This is a genomic window from Paracoccus sp. J56, assembly GCF_019633685.1.
Taxonomy (GTDB): domain Bacteria; phylum Pseudomonadota; class Alphaproteobacteria; order Rhodobacterales; family Rhodobacteraceae; genus Paracoccus; species Paracoccus kondratievae.
The window spans coordinates 32,636-56,623 of sequence record NZ_JAFL01000021.1 but is presented as its reverse complement, the minus strand read 5'-3'; the positions used below and the strand labels follow the sequence as shown (position 1 = coordinate 56,623).

The 23,988-nt window shown below is 61.7% G+C and carries 21 protein-coding genes and 1 pseudogene; 12 read left to right on the top strand and 10 right to left on the bottom strand.

The window, feature by feature from the left end; translation table 11 throughout:
* The 5 genes and pseudogenes from M511_RS14605 to M511_RS14585 all read left to right on the top strand — a co-directional run.
* A partial coding sequence (locus M511_RS14605; RefSeq protein WP_139824599.1) for an integrase core domain-containing protein occupies window positions 1-286 on the top strand: 286 nt, incomplete at its 5' end.
* A gap of 73 nt (window positions 287-359) precedes the next feature.
* Window positions 360-1,520: pseudogene (locus M511_RS14600) on the top strand (ABC transporter substrate-binding protein); the annotation flags it as partial.
* A gap of 75 nt (window positions 1,521-1,595) precedes the next feature.
* Window positions 1,596-3,326, top strand: a complete 1,731-nt coding sequence (locus M511_RS14595) for an ABC transporter permease (RefSeq protein WP_010394373.1) — start codon at window positions 1,596-1,598, stop codon at window positions 3,324-3,326.
* Between the two features lie 16 nt (window positions 3,327-3,342).
* Window positions 3,343-4,386, top strand: a complete 1,044-nt coding sequence (locus M511_RS14590) for an ABC transporter ATP-binding protein (protein WP_085502578.1) — start codon at window positions 3,343-3,345, stop codon at window positions 4,384-4,386.
* Window positions 4,387-4,389: 3 nt separating this feature from the next.
* A complete protein-coding gene (locus tag M511_RS14585) occupies window positions 4,390-4,944 on the top strand; it encodes a histidine phosphatase family protein (protein ID WP_085502577.1) in 555 nt (184 codons plus the stop codon).
* 66 nt (window positions 4,945-5,010) lie between these two features.
* On the opposite strand, the gene M511_RS14580 is transcribed toward M511_RS14585, so the two are convergent.
* From M511_RS14580 to M511_RS14545, 8 genes are read right to left on the bottom strand one after another with little or no spacing between them, the layout of a single operon-like run.
* A complete protein-coding gene (locus M511_RS14580) occupies window positions 5,011-5,556 on the bottom strand; it encodes a carboxymuconolactone decarboxylase family protein (protein WP_010394381.1) in 546 nt (181 codons plus the stop codon).
* Between the two features lie 13 nt (window positions 5,557-5,569).
* Complete coding sequence (locus tag M511_RS14575) at window positions 5,570-6,430, bottom strand: carbon-nitrogen hydrolase family protein (RefSeq protein WP_085502576.1); 861 nt, start codon at window positions 6,428-6,430, stop codon at window positions 5,570-5,572.
* Window positions 6,427-8,097, bottom strand: a complete 1,671-nt coding sequence (locus M511_RS14570) for an ABC transporter ATP-binding protein (RefSeq protein ID WP_010394383.1) — start codon at window positions 8,095-8,097, stop codon at window positions 6,427-6,429. The genes M511_RS14575 and M511_RS14570 overlap by 4 nt, the downstream gene beginning before the upstream one ends.
* Window positions 8,097-8,960 (bottom strand): ABC transporter permease, encoded by an 864-nt coding sequence (locus M511_RS14565; RefSeq protein ID WP_085502575.1) that lies wholly within the window; start codon window positions 8,958-8,960, stop codon window positions 8,097-8,099. Before M511_RS14565 ends, M511_RS14570 begins: the two co-directional genes overlap by 1 nt.
* Entirely contained in the window at window positions 8,957-9,901 is a 945-nt protein-coding gene (locus tag M511_RS14560) for an ABC transporter permease (protein ID WP_010394385.1), read from the bottom strand. The genes M511_RS14565 and M511_RS14560 overlap by 4 nt, the downstream gene beginning before the upstream one ends.
* A gap of 53 nt (window positions 9,902-9,954) precedes the next feature.
* Window positions 9,955-11,547, bottom strand: a complete 1,593-nt coding sequence (locus tag M511_RS14555; protein ID WP_240547647.1) for an ABC transporter substrate-binding protein — start codon at window positions 11,545-11,547, stop codon at window positions 9,955-9,957.
* Complete coding sequence (locus M511_RS14550) at window positions 11,544-13,043, bottom strand: M81 family metallopeptidase (RefSeq protein WP_085502573.1); 1,500 nt, start codon at window positions 13,041-13,043, stop codon at window positions 11,544-11,546. The genes M511_RS14555 and M511_RS14550 overlap by 4 nt, the downstream gene beginning before the upstream one ends.
* A 7-nt stretch (window positions 13,044-13,050) precedes the next feature.
* The gene (locus M511_RS14545) at window positions 13,051-14,382 is read right to left on the bottom strand and encodes an aspartate aminotransferase family protein (RefSeq protein WP_085502572.1); all 1,332 of its coding nucleotides are present in this window, start codon (window positions 14,380-14,382) and stop codon (window positions 13,051-13,053) included.
* A gap of 199 nt (window positions 14,383-14,581) precedes the next feature.
* On the opposite strand from M511_RS14545, the gene M511_RS14540 reads away from it, so the two are divergent.
* The gene (locus tag M511_RS14540; RefSeq protein WP_010394396.1) at window positions 14,582-15,487 is read left to right on the top strand and encodes a MurR/RpiR family transcriptional regulator; all 906 of its coding nucleotides are present in this window, start codon (window positions 14,582-14,584) and stop codon (window positions 15,485-15,487) included.
* Window positions 15,488-15,553: 66 nt separating this feature from the next.
* Here M511_RS14540 and M511_RS14535 read toward each other — a convergent pair whose 3' ends face one another.
* Window positions 15,554-16,513, bottom strand: a complete 960-nt coding sequence (locus M511_RS14535; protein ID WP_085502571.1) for a GlxA family transcriptional regulator — start codon at window positions 16,511-16,513, stop codon at window positions 15,554-15,556.
* A 76-nt stretch (window positions 16,514-16,589) separates the two neighbouring features.
* Here M511_RS14535 and M511_RS14530 point away from each other — a divergent pair, with 76 nt between their 5' ends.
* From M511_RS14530 to M511_RS14510, 5 genes are all read left to right on the top strand, one after another.
* On the top strand, window positions 16,590-17,750 hold the full coding sequence (locus M511_RS14530; RefSeq protein WP_085502570.1) for an acyl-CoA dehydrogenase family protein: 1,161 nt from the start codon (window positions 16,590-16,592) through the stop codon (window positions 17,748-17,750).
* On the top strand, window positions 17,750-19,783 hold the full coding sequence (locus M511_RS14525; RefSeq protein ID WP_085502569.1) for an acetate--CoA ligase family protein: 2,034 nt from the start codon (window positions 17,750-17,752) through the stop codon (window positions 19,781-19,783). The genes M511_RS14530 and M511_RS14525 overlap by 1 nt, the downstream gene beginning before the upstream one ends.
* Window positions 19,780-20,559, top strand: a complete 780-nt coding sequence (locus M511_RS14520; RefSeq protein WP_010394405.1) for a carnitinyl-CoA dehydratase — start codon at window positions 19,780-19,782, stop codon at window positions 20,557-20,559. The genes M511_RS14525 and M511_RS14520 overlap by 4 nt, the downstream gene beginning before the upstream one ends.
* Window positions 20,560-20,698: 139 nt before the next feature.
* Window positions 20,699-21,151, top strand: coding sequence for a nucleotide-binding domain containing protein (locus tag M511_RS19675; protein ID WP_085502568.1), 453 nt, complete (start codon window positions 20,699-20,701; stop codon window positions 21,149-21,151).
* On the top strand, window positions 21,102-21,899 hold the full coding sequence (locus M511_RS14510; protein WP_254901062.1) for a FadR/GntR family transcriptional regulator: 798 nt from the start codon (window positions 21,102-21,104) through the stop codon (window positions 21,897-21,899). The genes M511_RS19675 and M511_RS14510 overlap by 50 nt, the downstream gene beginning before the upstream one ends.
* Here the strand turns inward: M511_RS14510 and M511_RS14505 are convergent.
* Window positions 21,836-22,738 carry an AraC family transcriptional regulator gene (locus M511_RS14505; protein WP_085502566.1) on the bottom strand — a complete coding sequence of 301 codons (903 nt, stop codon included), beginning with the start codon at window positions 22,736-22,738 and terminating at the stop codon, window positions 21,836-21,838. The two genes, M511_RS14510 and M511_RS14505, sit on opposite strands and share 64 nt — an antisense overlap.
* A gap of 175 nt (window positions 22,739-22,913) precedes the next feature.
* Here M511_RS14505 and M511_RS14500 point away from each other — a divergent pair, with 175 nt between their 5' ends.
* Window positions 22,914-23,951 (top strand): aldo/keto reductase, encoded by a 1,038-nt coding sequence (locus M511_RS14500; protein WP_010394407.1) that lies wholly within the window; start codon window positions 22,914-22,916, stop codon window positions 23,949-23,951.
* Window positions 23,952-23,988: the final 37 nt, after the last annotated feature.

The following is a 23,988-nucleotide window of genomic DNA, read 5'->3' as shown; positions in this document are numbered from 1 at the left end:
GTTCACCAGCTTCGCCTTCACCACCACGCTGAAGGACGCCGGCATCCGCATCTCGATGGACGGGCGCGGCCGTTGGATGGACAACGTCTTCATCGAGCGGCTGTGGCGCAGCCTCAAATACGAGTGCGTCTTCCTCAACGCCTTCGAGACCGGAAGCGAAGCCCGCAACGGGATCGGTTCATGGATAGCCTACTACAATGAGAGACGCCCGCACTCGACCTTCGGCGGCAGGACACCCGACGAGGTCTATGCTACGGCGGAAATGACGGAGCGACTGGCGGCATAGAAACCAACCCGATCCACCTTAGCCAAGCCGCCAAACTGTCTCACCAGGCGGGTCCACCTCTCTTGAAGTCGTCAGCCGCAACACCAACGCTGCTGTCTCGCATCTGCAAGAGACCCGCAGCGCGAATACCATTGACCTGATGTGGGCGTCTGCCCCCGACGCTTTCGAGGTACTGAAAGAGGAAGAGTTGCTCGCCAAGGTGGACGTAAAGTTCGAGGGTATTCCCGATGTGATCGGTGGCTATCCGGTCCATGATCCCGACGGCACCTATTTCGGCTTCGCTGCCTCGGGTTATGGGATCATGTATAACACCCGTTATGTTCAGGCGAACGACCTGCCCATCGCGCGTGAATGGGAGGATCTGAAGCGTGCTGAATATAACGGCCATGTTGCGATGTCTTCGCCTTCGCGTTCTGGCACCACCCACCTGACGGTCGAGACCGTGCTGCAAGGCGAAGGCTGGGATCAGGGCTGGGCCACCTGGAAGTGGATCTCGGGCAACATGAATACCGTTACCGAACGCAGTTTTGGCGTTCCGGATGCGGTCAATTCGGGCGCGACCGGCTTTGGCATCGTCATCGACTTTTTTGGACTCGCGTCCAAGGCATCGGGCTTTCCGGTCGAACTGGTCTATCCCAGCGTGACCGCCATCGTACCAGCCAATATCGGCATCATTGCAAATGCGCCGAACCCCGAGGGTGCAAAACAGTTCGTCGAGTTCCTGCTGTCGCCAGAAGGGCAAAAAGTCCTTTTGGACCCTGCGATCATGCGTCTGCCGGTCGATCCCAAGATCTATGCCAGCGCCCCCGATGGCTTTCCGAACCCGTTTTCCGAAGAGTTTGCGCCGGGTGCGATCGAGTTTGATGTGGATAAATCCGGGGTCCGCTACAATCTGGTGAACTCGCTTTTCGACGTGCTGGTGACCTATCGGTTGGACGATTTGCGCGGGGCCGTTGCTGCCGTGCAAAAGGCCGAGGCAGCCCATGCCGACACCGGCAACAAGGAGGCCGCCGCGCTGATTGCCGAGGCCCGTGCGCTGATCGAGGCCATGCCGATCACCGAGGCCGAGGCGCAGGACCCGGCCTTTACCCAGGTTTTTACCATCTCGCGCGCGGAACCCGGGACTGAGGTTGTCGGCCGTCAGGCTGAAATCGAGCAGGCCTGGGACAGCTTTGCGGTCGAGAACTATCGCAAGGCCAAGGAACTGGCTGACCAGGCTACAGCGATGAAGTGACGGCAGGAAGTTCGATCCCGCGTTGCCTGTGGCGGCGCGGGTATCCGTGACGCCTTTTGACGCCCCGAGGACACCATGCCCAACACTTCCCAGACCGCTTCAAGCGGGTTCACCTTGTTTCCGCGCCTGTCAGGAGCTGCGGTCGCAGGTATCTTGATCGCGATCTTTTTGATGGCGTTTCTGATCCTGCCAGTGGCGCAGGTAATCTATGTAGCCTTTCTGGAGGCGCGGACCGGTAGCTTTACGCTGCAGAATTTTCAGGACTTTTTCAGCACGACGCTGTTTCGTGAAAGCTTTGTTAACTCGTTTTACGTCTCGCTGATGTCGGTGGTCGTGGCGACGGTGATCGCGCTGCCTCTTGCCTATATCACCACACGCTTCAACTTTGGGGGTGCGGCGGTAATTCAGGCGCTGGGGGTGATCCCGCTGATCATGCCTCCCTTTGTCGGGGCGGTGGCGATGTCACTGCTATTTGGGCGCAACGGCTCGATCAACTTGCTGCTGAACCAGTATTTGGGCTTTCGCATTCCGTTCATGGAGGGGCTGAACGGCGTCATTCTGGTCCAGTCGATCCATTACTTTCCGTTCATCCTGATCAACCTGTCGGCAAGCCTGCGCAATATCGACCGCTCAATGGAAGAGGCGGCGCAAAACCTTGGCTCGTATGGGATGCGGATGTTCCGGCGTATCGTCTTTCCCCTGGCGATGCCTGGCTATCTGGCCGGGGCGGCGCTGGTCTTTATCAAGGTGTTTGACGATCTGGGCACGCCACTGCTGCTGAACGTGAACAACATGCTGGCTCCGCAGGCCTATCTGCGCATCACCGGGGTCGGCATCAATGATCCGATGGGCTATGTGATCTCGTTCATTCTGGTGGCGTTCTCGGTCTTTTCGCTTTGGGTGTCCTTTCTGTTCATGCGGGGCAAGGACTATGCAACCGTGCAAAAGGGTGGTGGTGGCCTGTCCCGCAGGGATCTGAAACCGCGCGAGAAATGGCTGGCATGGGGCGTGATCCTGCTGATCCTGGCCATGGTCCTGTCGCCCCATATCGGGCTGCTTTTGCTGGCATTCGGGACGATCTGGTCATTCTCGCCGCTGCCAGACGGGTTCACCGTGCAGCATTTTGGCACGATCTTTACCCAGTCATCACAATATGTCTGGAACACGCTTGTCTATGCCGGATCGGCTGCCGTGGTCGACGTCGTTCTGGGAACTGCCATCGCCTATATCGTGATCCGCACCGGGCTGCCGGGACGCAAATGGCTGGATTACATGGCTACCGCTGCGCTGGCCGTGCCTGGGGTGGTGCTGGGGATCGGATATTTGCGCATGTTCCACGGCATCCAGCTGCCTTTCGGGCTGGGCCAGATGTCCAGTTTCTGGGGGATCATCATTGTGGCGCTGGCCGTGCGGCGCCTGCCTTATGCGTTGAGGGCCTGTATGGCGGCACTGCAGCAGGTCGCGCTGTCGCTTGAAGAGGCTGCCGAAAGCCTTGGCGCCTCACGCTCAAGCACTATCCGCCGTATCGTGGTGCCGCTGATGACCGGGGGCATCCTTGCCGGGTTCGTCACCAGTTTTGCCACAGCCGCGGTAGAGCTTTCGGCGACGATCATGCTGGTCGGACGATCCTCGGACGCGCCGCTGGCCTATGGCATCTATCTTTACATGCAATCGCCCGCCGGACGCGGTCCGGGGGCCGCGCTTGGTATCCTTGCCGTCGTGATCGTGGCGGTCGGCACCTACCTTTCGCAGCGCATCATTGAGCGCGAGCGTGCGCGCCAGACCATGACTGGCGATCAGCACTAGTTTCGGAGAAGCACAGATGACACAGACCAAAGCTGGCATCCGTATCGAGGATCTGCACCTGTCCTTCGGTGACACCAAGGTGCTGGAAGGTATCGACATGGTCATCGAACCGGGTGAGTTCTTTGCCTTTCTTGGCCCTTCGGGGTCGGGGAAATCGACTCTTTTACGGGCGATTGCAGGTTTTGGGCCCACGCCACGCGGACGCATCCTGATCGGTGATCGTGATATCGCAAACCTGCCACCGTGGAGGCGTAACGTCGGCATGGTGTTTCAGTCCTATGCGCTGTGGCCCCACATGTCGGTGCGCCGCAACGTAGCCTTTGGCCTGGAAGAACGCCGCCTGCCTGCACGCGAGATCGGCCCCAAGGTTGAGCGTGCGCTTGAGATTGTCGGCCTTTTGCATCTGGCTGACCGGATGCCCGCCCAGCTTTCAGGCGGGCAGCAGCAGCGCGTCGCACTGGCACGCACCATCGCCATCGAACCACAGGTTCTGCTGCTGGATGAACCGCTCTCGAACCTTGACGCTGCGCTGCGGGTTCAGATGCGGCGCGAGTTGCTGGCCTTGCAGCGCAAACTGGGCCTGACGACGATTTTCGTCACCCACGATCAGGAAGAGGCGAACACCACTTCTGACCGGATGGCGGTCCTTGATAAGGGGGTGATCCAGCAGATCGGCACTCCGCAACATTTGTATGACCAGCCGGCCAATGCCTTTGTTGCAGGGTTCCTTGGTACCGCGAATATCCTGAAAGGCGCCCTGCAGGGGGCAGAATTCGTGACGGCGGGTGGCCAGCACCTGCCCGTAGCAGCCATGGTCAAGGGCGCGAACTGCATCGTCCTGCGTCCCCAGAATATCCACATCAGCATGTCGGATGGCACGATTGCGGGCAGGGTCGCGCATCGCGAGTTTCTGGGCAGCCAGATCCGCTATCTGGTAGATACGGCGGACGGCAAGATTATCGTCGATACGCTGCACTCTTCCGGTCGGCCACCTTATGACGAGGGCGCGCCCGTGTCGCTGGCGATCGACAGCCAGAACGCGCCCTTGCTGGTAGCCTGATCCATGGCCGAGCTTTGGTTCATCCGCCATTTCCGTACGCCATGGAATGCTCAGGGCCGTCTGCAAGGCCGACGGGATATCGCCTTGGAGGACCCGCTGAGCCTGCAGGGTATGGCGGTGCTGGCTGCAAACCGTCAGGCTTTGGCAGGACGGGATTTCGCTTTGGTCCTGACCTCTCCGCTGGAGCGGGCGCGCCGCACGGCCGAACTGCACGGCTTTGCCGCCGAGCCTGACCCCGACCTGGCCGAGATCGCATTTGGAGCGTGGGAAGGGCGCACCTGGGCCGAACTGGAGGCCGCCCATCCGGGTGCTTGGGAAAATGCGCCACACACCTTGCCGCTGGGCGAGCCGTTTTCCGATTTCATCGCCCGGATCACGCGGGTGCGCGAGCGGGTGTTGGCGGCCTCCGGGCCAGTCCTGGCTTTTGGCCATGGCGCATGGCTCGGTGGTTTGCAGCTGGCCGTTGACGGCGGAAAGGGAATGCCCCGTCAGGCGCTTGGCAACGGAGAGCTGGTCAGACTGGACCTGACAGCCGCGCGGCAGGTTCAGGAGGGGTAGCAGATTGATGGACCTGGCCCAGGCAAAGGCGCCCAGTGGCTCAGGCCAAGCCCTTGACGCTGCGTCCTACAGCGGGTGATCCTGCATCTCCTGTGCGACCCCGGCATCGACCGGGGTTTCATAGGTCATCAGAATATAACCCAGAACCGAATAAAAGCCGACGGTGGCGATCAGGTCGATCACCGCCTTGCGCCCCAGAGTCTGGGCCAGCTCTGCCTCAAGCGGCGCTGGCAGGCGGCGCTGTTCGAACAGCGCATCTACCGCTGCGGCGATCAGCCCATCCTCACCATCGGGTCTGTTGTCGTTTTCGCCGCGCATGCCCAGAATGCGCTGATCCGGCATCCCAAGTGCGCGGGCGCGGCTGACGTGATGAGCCCATTCATAATCCGATCCCATGCGATGCGCGGCCCGCAGGATCACCAGCTCTGAGCGGATCGGCCCCAGAGCGGTATCCTTGACGATATGCTGGCGCAGCGGTGCCCAGGCCCGCAACAGTGCGGGGTGATGGGCCATGGTGCGATAGACGTTCAACGCTCCGGCAAAGCCTTCGCGCAGGTCAAGGATTTCGGCGGGCCAGTCGGCATCCGACAGCGGAGGGCAGGGCGAGGTCATGGAAAGCTCCGGGTCAGGGAAAGTATTTGGCATAGATCTGGGGCGCACGGTCGGCCCATATGCCGGTAAAGCCCCGATAGCGGGCGATTTGGGCAAGGTCGACTTCGACCCTCAGCACATCCTCGCCATCATTGTCCAATGCGCCCAGCACGGCACCATCGGGTGCGAGTGCGCAGGAGCGGCCGAAAAACCGCTGCCCGCCATGGCTGCCACAGCGGTTGCAACTTAGAAAAAAGACGCCGTTTTCGGTTGCCCGGGTATAGGCCCGGTGCAGAAATAGCGCCTCATCCGCGACTGGCGTATCTTCGGCACCAAAAGAGGCCCAGACCGAGGTGACTATCCCCGCGCCCTGCATGGCCATGATGCGGGTGATTTCAGGAAAGCGGATGTCGTAGCAGATCTGCATGCCAAGCCGGGTTTCACCAAAAGCGTGGGTATGGATCTGGTCGCCGCCAGTGAAATACAGCTTTTCGTTCTGCCACTGGTGGATCTTGGCATAGCAGCCCAGAACACCCGAAGGCCCGATCAGCAACGAGCAATTGCGCATGACGCCCGCGCGTATAGGGTCGCGCATCCCCATACCTATAACGATATGCGTGTCATGCTGCTGCGCTGCCTCGGCCAGTGCTGCGATCTCGGGCCCATCGGGTGCGGCGCAGGCGTGATAAAGCGCGCCGGCATAATCCGCGGCCGGGATGGTCATGGGTCCGCCCGGCACCATTGGCTCGACATAGCCGGTGTTGACAAGTTCGGGGAACAGGATCAGTTGCGCGCCGTGCCCCGCCTCGGCGGCGATATGGTCGTGGACCTTGCGCAGGTTCCGGGTGGGGTCCAGTGTTGTCACGTCCATCTGGACAAGACTTGCGGTGATCATGTCAGCACCTCCAGCCGGCGTCCTGCGGCAAAATCCCAGTCCCGGCCAGGCGCTGCCGCGATCAGGCTGCGGGTGTAATCATGGCGCGGATGGGCCAGCACCTCGGCCGCGGGGCCATGTTCCACCACCGCACCGCGGCGCATTACCATCACCTCATCACAGATCTGTGCTGCGACACGCAGGTCATGGGTGATGAACAGGATGGCCAGATTACGTTTGGCCTGCAAATCTGCAAGCAGCTCCAGCACCTGCGCCTGTACCGAGACATCCAGCGCGGACACCGCTTCGTCAGCGACGATAACCTCGGGGTCCATCATCAGTGCCCGGGCAATGGCGATGCGCTGGCGCTGGCCGCCCGAAAACTGATGTGGAAAGCGTTGCAGGCTGGTACGAGGCAACCCTACGACCTCGATCAGCTCGCCCGCGCGGCCAAGAGCTGAGGCGCGGCTTTCGCCCAGGTTCAGCGGCCCCTCGATCATGCTTTCGGCGATGCGCAGCCGCGGGTTCAAAGAGCGGTTGGGATCTTGGAACACCATCTGCACCCGGCGCCTCGCCGAGGCCAACGCTTTGCCCGCGCGCAGGCGGGCGATATCCTGACCATCAATGCGGATTTCGCCGGCGCTGGGATCCTCTAGCCGCAGAACGCAGCGCGCAACGGTGGACTTGCCTGAACCGCTTTCGCCGACGATGCCCAGTGTTCGCCCCTGCGCCAGGCGAAAGCTGACACGGTTTACCGCATGGACGCGATGCGGGGCGCGACCCATAAGTTGACCGGCCAGCGAACCTATCTGGAACACCTTTTCCAGCGCGTTGACCTCGATCGCTGGGGTGCCGGTGACCTCGGGGCGCGGCTTGCGCGGTGTCAAAGAGGGCACAGCCCGCAAAAGCGCCTGCGTATAGGGCTGCGTCGGGCGGCTTAGCACCTCTTCGACCGTGCCGGATTCGACCATTTCGCCATGACGCATGACGCAGACGCGATCAGCAATATCGGCGACTACGCCCATGTCATGGGTGATGAACAGAACGGCAGTATTCTGCTGTTCCTGCAATTCGCGGATCAGCGTCAGGATCTGCTTTTGGGTCGTTACATCCAGCGCCGTGGTCGGTTCATCCGCGATCAGCAGCCTGGGTTTGAGAGCCAGTGCCATGGCGATCATCACCCGCTGGCGCTGACCGCCGGACAGCTGGTGCGGATAGCTGTCATAGATGCGTGGGGGATCGGGCAGATGCACCGAGGCAAAAACCTCAAGCGCCGCTTGCCTGCGTTCGGCCGGGCTCATGCGGCGGTGCGCGCGATACACCTCGTCCATTTGCAGACCGATTTTCAGCACCGGGTTCAGTGCCGTCATCGGTTCCTGAAAGATCATCGCCATATCCGATCCGCGCAACGTCTTGGTTCGCGCGGGGGTGGCGGTCAGGATCTCTTCACCGTTCAGTTTGACCGACCCTGAGGTCGCGCACAGCTCGCCCTGTGGCAGCAGATCCATCGTCACCAGAGAGGTCACGGATTTGCCCGATCCGGATTCCCCCACAAGGCAGACCGTCTCGCCCGGTGCGATGTCAAAGCCGACGCCCTTGAGAATCTCGACGGGCTCGCGGCCGCAGGTCGATACGCGCAGGTCGCGGATCGACAAGACCGGCGGGGCAGCAGTGGTGTGATCAGCCATCACTCGGCCCTCCCTTTCATCTTTGGATCAAGGCGGTCGCGCAATGCATCGCCCAAGAGATTGATCGACAGGATGCACAGCGACAGCACGATGGCTGGCCAGAATACCAGCCAGGGTCGCATGGCAAAGTAAAGCCGCCCTTCGGCCATGATATTGCCCCAGGTCGGGGTTTCGGTGCCAATACCTACGCCAAGAAAAGACAGCGCCGCCTCGGTCAGGATAGCCGAGGCGTAGATATAGGTTGCCTGCACGATCAGTGGTGCAATGGTCGCAGGCAACAGGTGGCGAAGGATCAGGCGCGGAGCGGGTGTGCCAAGCAGCTGGGCAGCCTCGACATAAGGTTCGGCACGGGCGGCCAGCACGCGTGAGCGGACCAGCCGCACCACCTGCGGGATTTCGGGGATCATGATGGCGATGATGACTGTAACCAGCCCCGCCTTGGTCAGCGCGACAATGGCGATGGCCAGCAGGATACCGGGAATGGCCATCATCCCGTCCATCAGCCGCATCAGCACCGCGTCAACGCCGCGAAACCACCCGGCCAGCAGCCCCAGCGGCAGGCCGATCAGGATCGCACCTGCCGCGACGCCCGCACCGACCACCAGCGAGACGCGGGCGCCATATATGATCCGGGAATAAAGGTCGCGGCCAAAGCTGTCGGTGCCCAGCCAGTAGGTTTCGGACGCCGGTTGCAGACGCATGGCGGCATTGATCCGTGTCGGATCGAAATTGGCAAGCTGTGGGGCAAGCACCGCCATGGCAAGTGCTGCGGCAAGGACCACCAGCGACAGGATGACGGTCCAATGCGGCAGGTTGCGGGCAAATCGGCGGCGCGGCAAAGCGGGGTAGGCGGGCGTCGTCATTGGTAGCGGATCCTTGGGTCGGTCAGCGCATATGAGACGTCGATCAGCAGGTTGATGACGACATAGGTTCCGGCGGTCAGCAGAATGATTGCCTGAATCAGCGGATAGTCCCGCGCCAGCACAGCATCGACCACAAGTCGGCCAAGACCGGGGACGTTGAATACCGTTTCGGTCACCACCACGCCCGAGATCATCATAGCAAACCCGGTTCCGACCACGGTCAGGATGGGGATTGCCGCGTTGCGCAGCGCGTGGCGAAACAGCACCACGCGTTCGGACAATCCCTTGGCGCGGGCGGTGCGGATATAATCTTCGCGCAGAACCTCAAGCATCGCCGCGCGGGTCATGCGTGACACAAGCGCGATATAGATCGAGGACAGCGCCAGCCCGGGCAGAAAGATGCGGTGCAGAAAGGGCCAGATCCCATCGGAAAGAGGCTTATAGCCCTGGACCGGAAACCACTTCAGATGCACTGCGAAAATCCCGATCAGCACATAGCCGATGACAAAGATCGGCACTGAAAATCCAAGGACTGACAGGGACATGACCAGCCGGTCCACCAGCCCGCCATGGCGGCGCGCGGCGGCGACGCCCAGAGGCAGCGAGATGATGACGGTCAGGATCATCGCCACCGTCGCAAGCGCCAGGGTCGGGCCGATACGCTGGCCGATCATTTCAAGCACCGGACGCTGTGAAATCAGCGAATTGCCAAAGTCGCCATGCAGCATATTGCCGATCCAGGTCGTGAACTGTGTGGTCAGCGGCGCATCAAGGCCAAGGCTGTCGCGGATAGCGGCTATCTGTTCGGGGCTGGCCTGATCGCCAGCGATGGCCTGGGCCGGGTCGCCCGGCGTCAGCCGCAGCAACAGAAACACGATCAGCGCGATCAGGAACATGACGGGCACCGCCATCAGCAGGCGGCGCAGCAGATAATAGAGCATGACGACCTCTCGTAAAGCGTCGGCGCGCGGGATGGACCCGCGCGGGGACTGGCTTATTCAGGCTTTTTCACGCCCCAGAAGAGGGTGATCGGCCCGGGTTGCAGCTCGGTGATGCTGTTCCGCCATGCCGCGACCGACTGGAACTCTCCGGCATTGTAGTAAAAGCCCTGATCATAGGCGATCTGCTGGATTTCCGAGGCGATGCGCTTTTGCTCATCCAGTTCGGTGGCGACCAGATACTGTTCGCGCAGGGTCTCGATTTCGGGGCTGACCGGCCAGCCCGCCCAGGCGTTGTCGCTGCCCGACCCGTCCAGCATGGCATGCACCAGAGGGTTCCAGATCCCGGTCACGCCCCAATAGGTAAACAGCATGTTCCAGCCGCCCTCGGCCGCGGGTTGCCAACCGTTCTTGCGTGATTGCAGCGTGGCCCAGTCCATCGAGGCGACCTCGACTGTGAAACCTGCCTCGCGCAGGCGTTCGGCGGCGACGATGGGCTGGGTGGACAGGATGGTCAGGTCCGTCGGCTGCATCATCAGCACCGGCGTTCCGTCATAGCCCGAGCTTTTGAGGATTTCTTGTGCCTTGGCCATCCGCTCTTCTGGGCTGCCGGTCAGGTATTGCGAGCCGGCATCCGAGGCCAGAGGCACCCCGCACCCGTAGTCCGAGGCGCAAAGCGTGTAATATTCCGGATTGCCGATGGCGGTCTGCATCAGCTGCTCCTGATCCAGTGCATACATGGCGGCGCGGCGGACCTCGGCATTGTCAAAGGGCGGCAGGCGGTGGTTGAAGCGGCCCGTCACCTGACTGCCCAGCGGGTTGATGACGCCGTATGCCACCTCGTCATTCATCTGCAGCAAAGGCAGCAGATCAATGGTCACCTGCTCGATCAGGTCGATATCGCCTGATTGCAGCGCGTTGATCGAGGTCTGCATGTCGGGCATCGCCTTCCACACCACCTTGTCGATATTCACGACCTTGCCGCCGGCAGTCCAGCTGGCCGGCTCAGAGCGCGGCTGATAGTCCTCGTTTCTGACATAGACGGCCTGATCGCCGGGCCGGTACTCGTCGGCGACGAATTTGAACGGGCCCGAACCGATCATTTCGGCCACTTGCTCGCCCGCCGGGGTCTCGGCCAGACGTTTTGGCATCATAAAGGGTGGCACGGGTGAGGGTTTGGCCAGCAGGTCCAGCACATGCCCAAAGGGCCGGTCCAGCTTCAGGACCAGCACCCTGTCCGAAGTCGCCTCTATCGAGGCGACATATTCCATCATCTTGCGTCCGGCCGGATCGTTTGCCGCCCAGCGTTTCAACGAGGCTGCGCAATCCTCGGCCGTGACCGGGGTGCCGTCATGCCAGCTAAGTCCGTCGCGCAGGGTAAAGGTATAGGTCAGCCCGTCCTCTGATATCTGGTAGTCAGCCATCTGGGGCTGCGGTTTGTAATCCGCATCCATCCCCAGCAACGTGTCAAAGACCATGAACCCGTGCGTGCGCACGATCTGGGCCGTACTCAGATGCGGGTCCAGCGTGCGCAATGGTGCCTGCATCACCACATTCAGGACCGTCTCGGCCAAAGCCGGACCAGCCTGAAGAAACCCTGTCGCCATAGCGGCCCAGCCGAGGGCGCGAAGTCCCGAAATCGTCATCATACCTCTCCTGTTTCTGGTTTTTTTGTGATTTCCGGCAGTTCGCACCACGGCCATGCCCGGGTGATGTCCAGCCGGCGATAGGGGATCAGCCGCACATCCGCAGGGCCAAGGTCGGGGGTGTCGACCACCAGGATGCGTTCGGCCAAAGGTTCGTAAAAGTCGCGAAAATGCGTCTTGGAACGCAGCAGGATCACATCGTAATCCTGTGGCTGCTCGCCAAAGATGGCGAAAGGATCTCCGTCTACGGCAAAGGCGAAATGCGATGTGACCGAAATCCGCACCTGCCCGATCTGCAGCAGTGCGGTCAGGCCCAGATCGACGAAGCTGCCCTGCTGATAGCGGCCTGACACAGTAAAGCTTTTCTGGCCGGACCATAGCACGTCTGCTTCGGCATTGATCGGTCCGCCGGTCTCGGGCGCGCTTTTGCCGCCAAGACTGACCGGAATGCGTGCGCCGGCGCCCGCTGCATGAGCCTGTGCCGCCGTCTGTGGATCCAGCAGGAACGGCACCATGACCTTGCCGACATTCCGGTTCATTAAGGCGCGCAAAAGATGCGTGGAATCGTTCATCCGGTCTGCGTGCTCCAGCAGCACCACCGGTCTGCCTGTTGCAGGATGCGCGGCAAGATCTGCCATGGCCTCATCGACCGAGATCACCGGGACGGCCCCGGACAATTCACGCCGCAGCCCGTGCAGGCGGCGGGCGAAATGCAGGGCCCGGGCCTCGGCCGAGGCTTGCCCCTGCCAGTCAAGGCAGATGACCGACATGCCGGTGTTGGCGGCGTCCGCGTAAGAGAACCCGGCCATGACCGAGATGTCGCAATCATGCCTGGCCTCAGTTTCGCGTGCCTCAGCCATGACGGTCGCAAGCGGTTGCAGCGAGGTGGCCGACATGATCGACGGGATGACGATACCCGGACGTGCCACCGCAAGCCCGGGTCTTTGTCCGGTGCGGATCATGCGCAGCAGGGCGCGGGTGGCGCGCTTGCCGGTTTCGCCCATGTCGATATGCGGGGAATGGCGGTAAGCTACGGCGATATCGGCGCCTTGCAGCATCCGCGCGTCGATATTGCCGTGATAGTCCAGGGCGACAGCAATGGGCAGATCAGGCTGGGCGGCACGCAGGCTGTCGATGATATGACGTTCGACATCTGTATAGCTGTTGGCCCAGCAAGCGCCGTGGAGGAACAGGACGATCCCGTCAAGCGGTTCTGCCTTGGCGACCCCTTCTAGCAACTCATCGGTATAATGCGCCACAGCTTCGTCGCTTGCCGGACCCAGCGCGCCCAAAAGCGTATGGAACAGCGGCACAAGCTCGGCGCTTTCGGCGTCACAGACCCCGATGCAGCCGCCCGGAACGGTATTGGTGCCGCGAAACCTTACCAGGATCTCGGCACCGCGGGTACAGACGCGCTGGAACTCGGCCAGCTCGACCTGTTGCGGAACGCTGCTGACCGATTCAAGGTTGAAACCGGCAAAGGCGATGCGCGCTTGCATGACAACGCTACCCCGCGGTGGCGGTGGCGGCGGCGATGGCGCCGGCAAGACGGTCGATGATCTGGTCGATTTCCTCGGGCTGAATGATATAGGGCGGTGCCAGCAGCACATGATCGCCATGCACCCCGTCGATGGTGCCGCCCATCGGATAGCACATCAGCCCTCGCGCCATCGCCTCTTTCTTGACCCGGGCGTGAATGCGGAGGGCCGGATCGAAAGACGCCTTGCCGTCCTTGTCCGCGACAAGCTCGATTCCGCGAAACAGGCCTCGCCCCCGGATATCGCCGACATGGGGGGATTGACCTAATGTTGCGTCCAGGCCCGCTTGCAGGCGTTCGCCCATGGCCTGCACATGTTCCATCATTCCGGGGCGTGACAGGATCTCGACGACCTTATCGGCGGCGGCGGCCGCGACCGGGTGGCCGATATAGGTATGGCCGTGCTGAAACAGCCCCGAGCCATCGGCAAAGGCGCGATAGATCTGTTCGGACAGCATGACTGCGCCAATGGGTTGGTAACCACCCCCAAGCCCCTTGGCGATGGTGACAAGATCGGGGCGCACTTCCTCGGCCGTGCAAGCGAAAAGCGAGCCTGTACGCCCCATGCCGCACATCACCTCGTCAAGGATCAGCAGGACGCCATACCGGTCGCAGACCTCGCGGATCAGGCGGAAATAGCCGGGGACCGCCGGAACCGCGCCCATGGTCGCACCGACAACGGGCTCGGCGACGAAAGCGATGACCTGATCGGCCCCCAGTTCGATGATCTTGGCCTCTAGTTCCGCTGCCAACCGCTGGGCATAGGCGTCGGTCGTCTCGTCCGGGCGCTGGTCGCGATAGGCATAGCAGGGGGAAACGTGGTGCGTTTCGGGCAGGATGGGCTGAAATTGGGCACGGCGCCAGGCATTGCCACCAGCGGCGAGCGCCCCGATGGTATTGCCGTGATAGCTTTGGCGGCGGGCGATGATGTGGCGCCGCTGCGGCTGGCCGATCTCGACGAAATACTGGCGCGCCATCTTTAACGCTGCCTCGACCGCCTCGGAACCGCCCGAGACGGGATAGACATAATCCAGCCCCTCGGGAGCCAGTCTCACCAGCCGCTCGGCCAGCCGCTCGGCGACGTCGGTGGTGAAAAATGAGGTATGGGCATAGGCGATGTGGTCCATCTGGACCCGCATGGCCTCAAGCACCTCGGGATTGCCATGGCCCAGACAGCTTACCGCTGCTCCCCCGGAGCCGTCGATATAGCGGCGCCCTTCGGCATCCTGAATATAGACGCCCTGTCCAGAGACGGCATGCGGCAGCGCCGCCGCAATCGAGCGGTGGAGTATTCTGGTCATTTATTTGCCCTGCTGATGAAGGGGAATCGCTCTCCCCCTCCTCCCTGATTCGTTTGTGCCAAAACTTATGGTATCAGGCAACAAATGTTTTATTTCTTCGTTGAAGAAACGTCTGTAGCACCGGAATCTGAGCTTTTACGTTGCACTTTGCACGTTTTTTACCAATTCTGACGGCACATGACCCAAAGGCTTGGAACGAATGTCTCATCAAGACGCCCTGCGGGCTCAACTCATTGCCGCGTTTGATGGAATGCCGTCGCAGTTGCAGCAGGCCGCGCGCTATATTCTTGAACATCCAGATGAGGTGGCGCTGGTCTCAATGCGGCAGCTGGCGCGCAGTGCGGGGGTGCAGCCCTCGACCATGACCCGGCTGGCCAAGTTTCTGGGTCTGGATGGTTATGACGACATCCGTGCCCATCATGCCCGCGCCATCCGGCAGCGCATTGATGGTTTCGCTGCCCAGCAGCAACGGGCGAGCGTAAGCCAAGACGGGCTGGCCGTGCAGATGCTGCAAAGCCTCTCGGTGCAGATTGCGCGGCTGACCGAGCCGGGGGCCGTAAGCCGCTTGGAGGCAGCCGCCGCACGTCTTGGCGAGGCCCGCCGCATCTATGTGCTGGGGCTGCGCTCTTGTCATCTGGTTGCATGGCATTTCCATTATGTGATGACGCTGCTGGGAGAGCACAGCGTGCATCTGGACGGGCCTGCGGGGACGGTCGGTGACGGGCTGATGGGGGCCGGACCGCAGGATGTGCTGCTGGCGGTGTCGATCAACCCTTATGCGCGCTATTCGCTTGAGCTGGCGCGCATGGCCCGCGACAAAGGGCTGGGCATGGTGGCGATTACCGACAGCGAGGTTTCCCCTTTGGCTGCCATGGCAGATGAAGTGATCCTTTGCCCTACGGAAAGCCCGACCTTTTTTCACACTCTTGCCCCTGCGCTGGCCGTGTCCGAGGTGCTTTGCGGGCTTTTGGCCAATCGCAACCGTGAGGGTGCATTGGCTGCATTGGAAAATGCCGACCGGCATCTGTCAGAGCTGAACACTTATTATACCGCCCCAAAGCGACGTCAGTCATCCAAGGGGGCAAAGAGTGATGGGCCGGAATAATCGGCGTCGTCATCCGAGAGCGAATAGAGTTTGCTGCTTTGCCACAGGACAAGGTTGGCTGATGCGTCAGGCCTGACCTGTGGCGCCTCTATGCCCCCGGTAAAAACTTGGCGGATGGCCATATTCGATCTGAAATGCCCGGGTCAGCGCAGAGGGATCGGCATAGCCGCAGCGTGTGGCGATCTCGGCTATGCTGAAACCGGAACTTTGCGCCAGTCTTCGCGCCTCACGCAGCCGCAGGGATTTGTAGATGGATTGCGGGGTGGAGCCGGTGTGTTCCAGAAAAAGCTCTTCCAGTTTTTTTCGGCTGATCCGAAGTCGCCCGGCGATCTCGGGTATTCGTAGCGGATATTCAATCTCTCTGCGCATCAGAGAGATGGCATCGTTGACAAGCTGGCTGTCCAAAGGCCGGATATCCCTGAGGTCGTTTCTGATGCCATGCATGAACATGCTGGCAACCTCGATTGACAGCATCGGCCCATGATGTTCGCGGATAAGGGACAGGATCAGGTCGAAAGCTGTCGTCACGCCGCCGCAGGTAATGCAGTTCCCATCCGCGACAAACCGGTCGGTGAACACCTCGACATTCGGAAACTGCTCGGCAAGGGCATCAAGCTCATCCCAGTGAATGGTGGCGCGGCGTCCATCCAGCAGCCCGGCCGCGGCAAGTAACCAGGCACCTGTATCCATGCCGATCAGCTTTGCATATTTACCTGCCGCAGCCCGGAGCGCGCGCGCCACCTTGCCTGTCGCGTGCTGGCGGAAATCATAGCTGGGCATCACGATCAGATAGTCTGCGCCATCGTCCTGGGTCAGCCCCGCCTCGGGCATCACCGGCAATCCGCTGGAAGAGGTGACCTGCGCACCCGTCATGCTGAGAAAACGCCACGTATACAGCCTTTCCCCGGCCAGATCATTCGCCGCGCGCAAGGGTTCGATCGTATTGGCCAGGCAATGGTTCGAGAACCTGTCGAACAGCAGGACATCGACTCGCCGAATTATTTTCGCCTCCTGCCATTTCTGCATGAAAATAAACCTACTTTGCATGATCTCGCTTGCCGAGCCGTTACATAGTCAGGGGGCATCGGCAAGGGAGAAGGCCATGGATTTCGCATTGACTCAGGAACAGGACATGATTGTGAAAACGGTCCGGGACTTTGTTGAAAACGAAATCTACCCGCATGAACAGCTGGTCGAGCGCAGCGGAACGGTCCCGCGCGAAGTTGCCGAGTCTTTAAAGCAAAAGGTTCGCGACCTGGGCTTTTACGCCTGCAACTTTCCTGAAGAGGTCGGAGGCGCAGGGCTTTCCCATGTCGATATCACCTTGGTCGAGCGGGAACTGGGCCGAGGTTCGATGGCGCTGACGCATTTTTTCGGGCGCCCCCAGAATATCCTGATGGCTTGCGTCGGAGATCAGCGCGAACGCTACCTTTTCCCCGCCGTGCGCGGTGAGAAAATGGATGCGTTGGCCATGACCGAACCTGATGCGGGCTCTGATGTTCGTGGCATGAAATGTCAGGCGGTCCGCAGCGGTGATGACTGGATCGTCAACGGCTCAAAGCATTTCATCTCTGGCGCTGAACATGCCGATTTCTTCATCGTTTTTGTCGCCACGGGCGTCGACGATTCCCCGTACGGACCAAAAAAGCGGATCACCTGCTTTCTTGTGGACCGTGGCACTCCGGGGTTTGAGATCCGTGACGGATATAACTCTGTCTCACATCGCGGCTACAAGAATTACACGCTTTATTTCGACAGCTGCCGCCTGCCGAAAGAGCAGGTGCTGGGTGAGGTGGATGGCGGCTTCAGGGTCATGAATGAATGGCTTTACGCCACAAGATTGACGGTCGCGGCCTTTTGTGTCGGCCGGGCGCGTCGTTGTTTTGACTATGCCCTGAACTACGCGGCCGAGCGCAGACAGTTTGGTCAGCCGATTGCGAAATTTCAGGGTGTCAGCTTTCAGATTGCCGATATGATCACCGAGATCGACGCGGCTGATTGGCTGACCCTTGCGGCGGCGTGGCGTCTGGATCAGGGGCTGCCTGCGAACCGCGAGATAGCGAGCGCCAAGCTTTATGCCTCTGAAATGCTGGCCAGGGTCACGGACAGGACGTTACAGATCTTTGGCGGCATGGGGCTGATGGACGATTTCCCCATCGAGCGTTTCTGGCGCGACGCGCGGGTCGAACGGATCTGGGACGGCACTTCCGAAATCCAGCGCCACATCATCAGCCGCGATCTTTTTCGTCCTATGGGCGCGTGATGGAACGGTTGCTCAGACCACAAAGCATCGCCGTGGTGGGCGGCGGGTCATGGTGTGCCAATATCGTCCGCGAATGCCGCAAGATCGGCTTTACGGGTCCGATCTGGCCGGTTCATCCGTCAAAAGACCAGATCGAGGGCGTCAAGGCCTACCCCAGCGTGCAAAGCTTGCCGTTCCCACCTGACGCTGCCTTTGTCGGCGTGAACCGCGAGGCAACGATCCCGGTTGTCGCCGCATTGGCACAGATGAAGGCGGGCGGGGCCGTCTGCTTTGCCGCCGGCTTTTCAGAGGCCGCCGCCGAGTTGCCGGACGGCGCTGATCTGCAACAGCGGCTGATCGCGGCGGCAGCAGAGATGCCGTTTCTGGGGCCGAACTGCTATGGTTTCATCAATGCGCTGGATGGCGCGGCGCTTTGGCCCGACCAGCACGGTGCGGTGCGGATTGATCGCGGCGTGGCGATCATCACGCAAAGCTCGAACATCGCCATCAACCTGACCATGCAGCGGCGCGGGGTTCCGGTGGGCTATGTCGTGACTGTGGGCAATCAGGCCCGGACCGGCCTGCCCGAGGTCGGCGAGGCGCTGTTGCGTGACCCGCGTGTCACTGCACTTGGCCTGCATATCGAGGGGATCGGCAACCTTACCGCTTTCGAGGCTATGGCCGCGACGGCAAGGCGGCTTGGCAAGCGGATCGTCGCCCTGAAGGTCGGTGCCTCGGAACAGGCGCGTGTGGCAACGGTGTCGCATACGGCCTCGCTGGCCGGGTCGGATGCGGCGGGGCGGGCGTTGCTTGGGCGGCTTGGTATTTCGCAGGTCAGCAGCCTGTCGGCGCTGCTTGAGACGCTTAAGATCTTTCACGTTGCTGGATCTTTGTCCGGTGCGCGGATCGCCTCGATGTCCTGTTCGGGCGGCGAGGCAAGTCTGATTGCGGATGCCGGACTGGCGGCCGGGGTCGAGTTTCCGCCCCTTGGTCCCGAACAGCGCCGGGCGCTGGGGCAGGCGCTTGGCCCCAGGGTCGCCTTGTCAAATCCGCTGGACTACAACACCTACATCTGGGGCGACAGCGACGCGTTGACCGATTGCTTTCGCGCCATGGCCGATCCAGAGCTGGCCATGTCCTGCGTGGTGTTGGATTTTCCGCGTCCGGATCGCTGTGCGACGCAGGAATGGGACCGGGTGCTGGGGGCTTTTGCGGCCAGCCGCCACGGCAGCCGGGCGCCTGATCTGCCGCTGGCCCTGATTTCAAGCATCCCCGACACCATGTCCGAGGAGGTGGCGTTGTGCTGTTTGGCGCATAATATCGTGCCACTTTGTGGCATCCCCGAGGCGATGGAGGCGATTGCGGCGGCTGCCTTGCCTTCATTGCGCAACGCCCCCGACCCTTTGTGGGATCCCGGTCCCGATCCCGTCGCAGAAGAACTGCTGCCCGAGGCAGAGGCCAAGGCTCAGCTTGCCGCCCATGGTATCCGCACGCCCGTTTCCTGCCGGGTGAATGGGGCACATGAGGCGGTTTCGGTTGCTCGGGAACTGGGCTTTCCGGTCGTGCTGAAGGGTGAGGGGTTCGCGCATAAGACCGAGGCTGGCGCGGTCGCCATCAACCTGCGCTCAGCGGAGGACGTGCAAGAGGCAGCGACGCGTATCAACGCGGCCTCTTATCTGGTCGAGGAAATGGTCACCGGTGCGGTGGCCGAGCTGATTATTGGCATCACCCGCGACCGCCCGCATGGCTGGATGCTGACGCTGGGGGCAGGCGGTGTCCTGACAGAGCTGTTGCAGGACAGCGTCTCGCTGCTGCTGCCGGTCAGTGCCGAGGAGGTCGAGGGGGCACTGCATAGGCTGCGTATCTGGCCGCTGCTTGAAGGTTGGCGCGGCGGGCAGGGCGCCGACATTGGTTCGATCATCGCGGCGGTGATGGCGCTGCAATCATATGTTCGCGCAACGTCCGGTCTGATCGAGGCCGAAATTAACCCACTGATCTGCCGCACGGGTGATGCCGTTGCGGTGGACGCATTGATCCGAAGGGGGAAGCAATGAGCGCAGTTCTGACCGAAATCCGTGGCCATATCCTTGAGGTCACGCTGGCAAGGCCCAAGGCGAATGCCATTGACCTTGCGACCAGCCGCGAGATGGGCCGTGTCTTTGCCGGGTTTCGCGACAACCCCGATCTGCGCGTCGCGATCCTGACAGCGGCCGGTGAGAAATTCTTTTCCGCCGGCTGGGACCTGAAAGCCGCCGCCGCCGGGGACCCGGTTGACGGAGATTACGGGGTCGGCGGTTTTGGCGGGTTGCAAGAGCTGCGCGGCCTGAACAAGCCGGTCATCATCGCCGTAAACGGGATCTGCTGCGGCGGTGGGCTTGAGCTTGCTTTGTCAGGGGACATCATCATTGCTGCCGGACACGCGACCTTTGCCTTGCCTGAAATCCGCTCGGGGACGGTCGCGGATGCGGCGTCGATCAAGCTGCCCAAGCGCATTCCCTATCATATCGCGATGGAGCTTTTGCTGACCGGACGATGGTTTGACGCGAAAGAGGCGCTTGGCTGGGGCCTGATCAACCGTATCACCCGCGCCGAAGATCTGATGGCCGAGGCGCGCAGGCTTGCCGATGAGCTGGCCTCTGGGCCTCCGCTGGTCTTTGCCGCGATCAAGGAGATTGTTCGCGAGGCCGAGAACATGAAGTTTCAGGACGCGATGAACCGGATCACCAGGAGCCAGTTTGAAACAGTCGAGCGGCTTTACAGTTCTGAAGATCAGTTCGAAGGGGCGCGCGCTTTTGCCGAGAAACGGGATCCGGTCTGGAAAGGGCGCTAAGGTGTACCGGGCACCGGCCAGTGTTCCCCAGTGGTCAGGCGCGCGTTCCTCCCGCTGACACATTGTGTGGGCTTGGCCCAACCCTGCCTACCGGGGTTCCTTGCAAACAGGCGCGGCGGCACAGCCCATATGGCGTTCCATGGCTTTGGGGTCAGTGACCAGACAGGGCGTCGGAACCGCCCCGCGATCGCATGTGCTGGTGCCGACGGTGCCGGGGACGGGTAGATATCCGGGCAGCAGGTGGCCCGCTGCGCTTGCGCAAGGCATCCATCTCTGGCTGACTTCTGACCGGCAGGCGCTGCTTTTCTCGGGCGGGGCGACGGCCAGGGCGGCCCTGGCCCATACAGGCATTCCCGCGTTGCAGCTTGCGGGGGAATGTCTGCCGGGGTTGCCTCTGGCCAATATGGAGGAAATCAGCATTATCGTTATATCTGGCGGTTTCGGCGAAGCGGATACCCGCGTCACGCTGCCAGAGATCTTTCAAGGGCGAAACCGAATCGCGGAACCGGGAAAAAAGGGCAAGGAGATCGCTGAGCGAGATCGTGTTCGAACGTATGGAACGGGCGATCAAATCAGGCTCCTACCACCCTGACGAACGACTGCCGACCGAACATGACCTTGCAGCCGAATTCGAGGTCTCTCGCCCAGTTGTCCGCGATGCGCTGCGAAAGCTGCGCGAGCGCGGCCTGATCTATTCGCGTCAGGGCACGGGTAGTTTCGTGCGCACCATCGGGCTGAAGCAGCCGTTGGGCTTTGGGCCGCTTGAGAATGTCTCGGATCTGCTCAGCTGCTATGAATTCCGCCTGACGCTGGAACCCGCGGCTGCCGCCTGTGCGGCCGAGCGTCGTGATCTGGCGGCGCTGGAGCGCATCGACGTGGCCCTTGGCCTGATGCGTGATGTGACCAACCGCCAACACCATCGCGAGGATGCTGATTTTCAGTTCCATCTTGCGATCGCGATTGCCTCCGAGAACACCTGTTTCTCGATCGCGATGGAGGCGCTCAGGGATCATATCGCCGTCGGCATGCGCTTTCACGGCGCCTCAGTCGTGCGTGAGGTCCGGGGGCTGGCGCAGGTGTTCGAGGAACATGCGGCGATCTCAGATGCGATACGCACGGGCGATTCAGTCCTCGCACATGACCTGATGCAAACTCATCTTGAGCATTCGCGCGACGGGCTGCTCACAAAGCGCAGGCCGGTCATTGTTGCAGGGAATGGCGATCTGCCCGTGAGCTTGCACGAACAAGGCCCTGATTTGCAGCAGGCTGCGGCTGGTCAGGCGCCAATCTGCGGGGTCAGCACGCGGCGGATCTCTTGCCCGTCGCGGCCGGGGGGCTGACCGAACAGGCGGCGATATTCCCGGCTGAACTGCGAGGGACTTTCATAGCCAATCGCATAACCGATCCGCGCCACATCTGCGTCGCCCGACAAAAGCAGACGTCGCGCCTCTTGCAGGCGCAGCTGCTTTTGATACTGCACTGGCGTCATCGTTGTCACCGCCTTGAAATGGCGGTGAAAGGTTGCGGGACTCATCCCCGCCACATCGGCCAGTTTGCGGATGCTTAACTGATCGGCAAAGCTGTCGCGTATACAGGCGATAGCCCGGGCGATCCGCGCCATTGGACTGCCGGCAAGCCCGACCTGGCGCAGCGCCCGCCCCATCGGCCCATTCAGCAGCAGCCAGGTAATCTCGCGCTGGATCAGCGGCGACAGGATCGGCAGGTCGCGCGGTCGGTCGCACAGAGCAAGCAACCGGCACAGCGGGTCGATCAGCGCGGGTTCCAGCGCATGTACCGCCAAAGCGATGGGGGCGGCAGCGGTGTCTTTGCCCGGCCCCAGTGCCAGCAGCAGATCAGAGATCGTCGCAGGGTCAAGCGCCAGGCTGAAAGCCAGATAGGGGCGGTCGGGGGATGCGCCGGTGATCTCGGCCCGGATCGGGACCTCCATTGATGCGATCAGGCACTTCCCGGCATCATAGCGATAGGCGTGCTCGCCCAGCATGCTGGTCTTTGAGCCCTGGACCACCACGCAAAGCGAGGGGCGATAGACGGCGTGGATCGGCCCGGTCGGTGTGGAGACCGAGGTCAGAACCAGCCCGTCAATGGGGGTTTCGCGACCATTGGCCCGAAACTGGCGGGCGATCAGATCCCTGAGCGGGGCGAGAGCGTCGTTTTCCATGATCTTTAATCTAGAGCCTGCGCGCGGGATCGGCAGCTGGAAATATGCTCCGGTGAGAGGATCGTGCAAGGATTTGCGAGGATCGGCGTGCAGTTCCGCGGCCTGCCGGGTCTATCTTGGCCCTGATCCGGTGCCTTCTGGCCCCGGAACACCATCCGATATGAAGGAACACCCCATGCGCTACCGTACCCTTGGCCCAAGCGGCCTGCTGGTTTCTGAACTATGCCTCGGCACCATGACCTTTGGTGGCTCCGAGGGGATGTGGGGTCAGATCGGCCAGTTGCGTCAGGACGAGGCCGACCTATTGGTCAGGGCGGCACTGGACGCCGGCATCAACTTTATCGACACCGCCAATGTTTATGCAGGCGGGGAAAGCGAACGCATCCTTGGCCAAGCCATTCGCAACCTTGGCATCCCCCGGGATGATGTGGTGATTGCGACCAAGGTGCTGGGCCCGATGGGCGAGGGGCCGAACGCCCGCGGGGCATCGCGCGCCCATATCATGGCGCAGGCCAGGGCAAGCCTGAAGCGGCTTGAGACGGATCATATCGACCTTTACCAGATCCACGGTTTTGACCCGCTGACCCCGATGACCGAGACGCTTGAGGCGCTTGATACGCTCGTCCGGCAGGGGCATGTGCGCTATATCGGGCTGTCGAACTGGGCGGCATGGCAGGTGGTCAGGGCAGTCGGGATCACCGAGGCACGCAAGCTTGCCCCGATCCTGTCGCTGCAGGCTTATTACACCCTCGTTGGCCGCGATCTGGAACGCGAGATCGTGCCGATGCTGAAAACAGAAGGCATCGGCCTGATGGTCTGGAGCCCGCTTGCAGGCGGTTTTCTGTCGGGCAAATACAGCGGCGGCAGTGCTGCGGATCAGGGGCGCCGGGCCACTTTTGACTTCCCGCCCGTCGACCTTGAGCGTGGCGATGCCGCTATCGCTGTCATGCGCGAGATCGCCTTGGCCAAGGGCTGCACGGTGGCGCAGGTGGCGCTGGCATGGCTGCTGCATCAGCCGGTTGTGACCAGCGTCATCGTGGGAGCCAAGCGGATCGAGCAATTGCAGGACAATATCCGCTCGACCGAGGTCAGTCTGTCGGCCGAGGATCTGGCGGCGCTGGATGCGGTGACCAAACTGCCCGCCGAATATCCGGGCTGGATGCTGGAGCGTCAGGCCGAATACCGCGCGCCGCATGCCGGGCAAAAGGGCTGAGCCTTGGTTTTCAGGCTGGATGAACACCGGGCCCCGC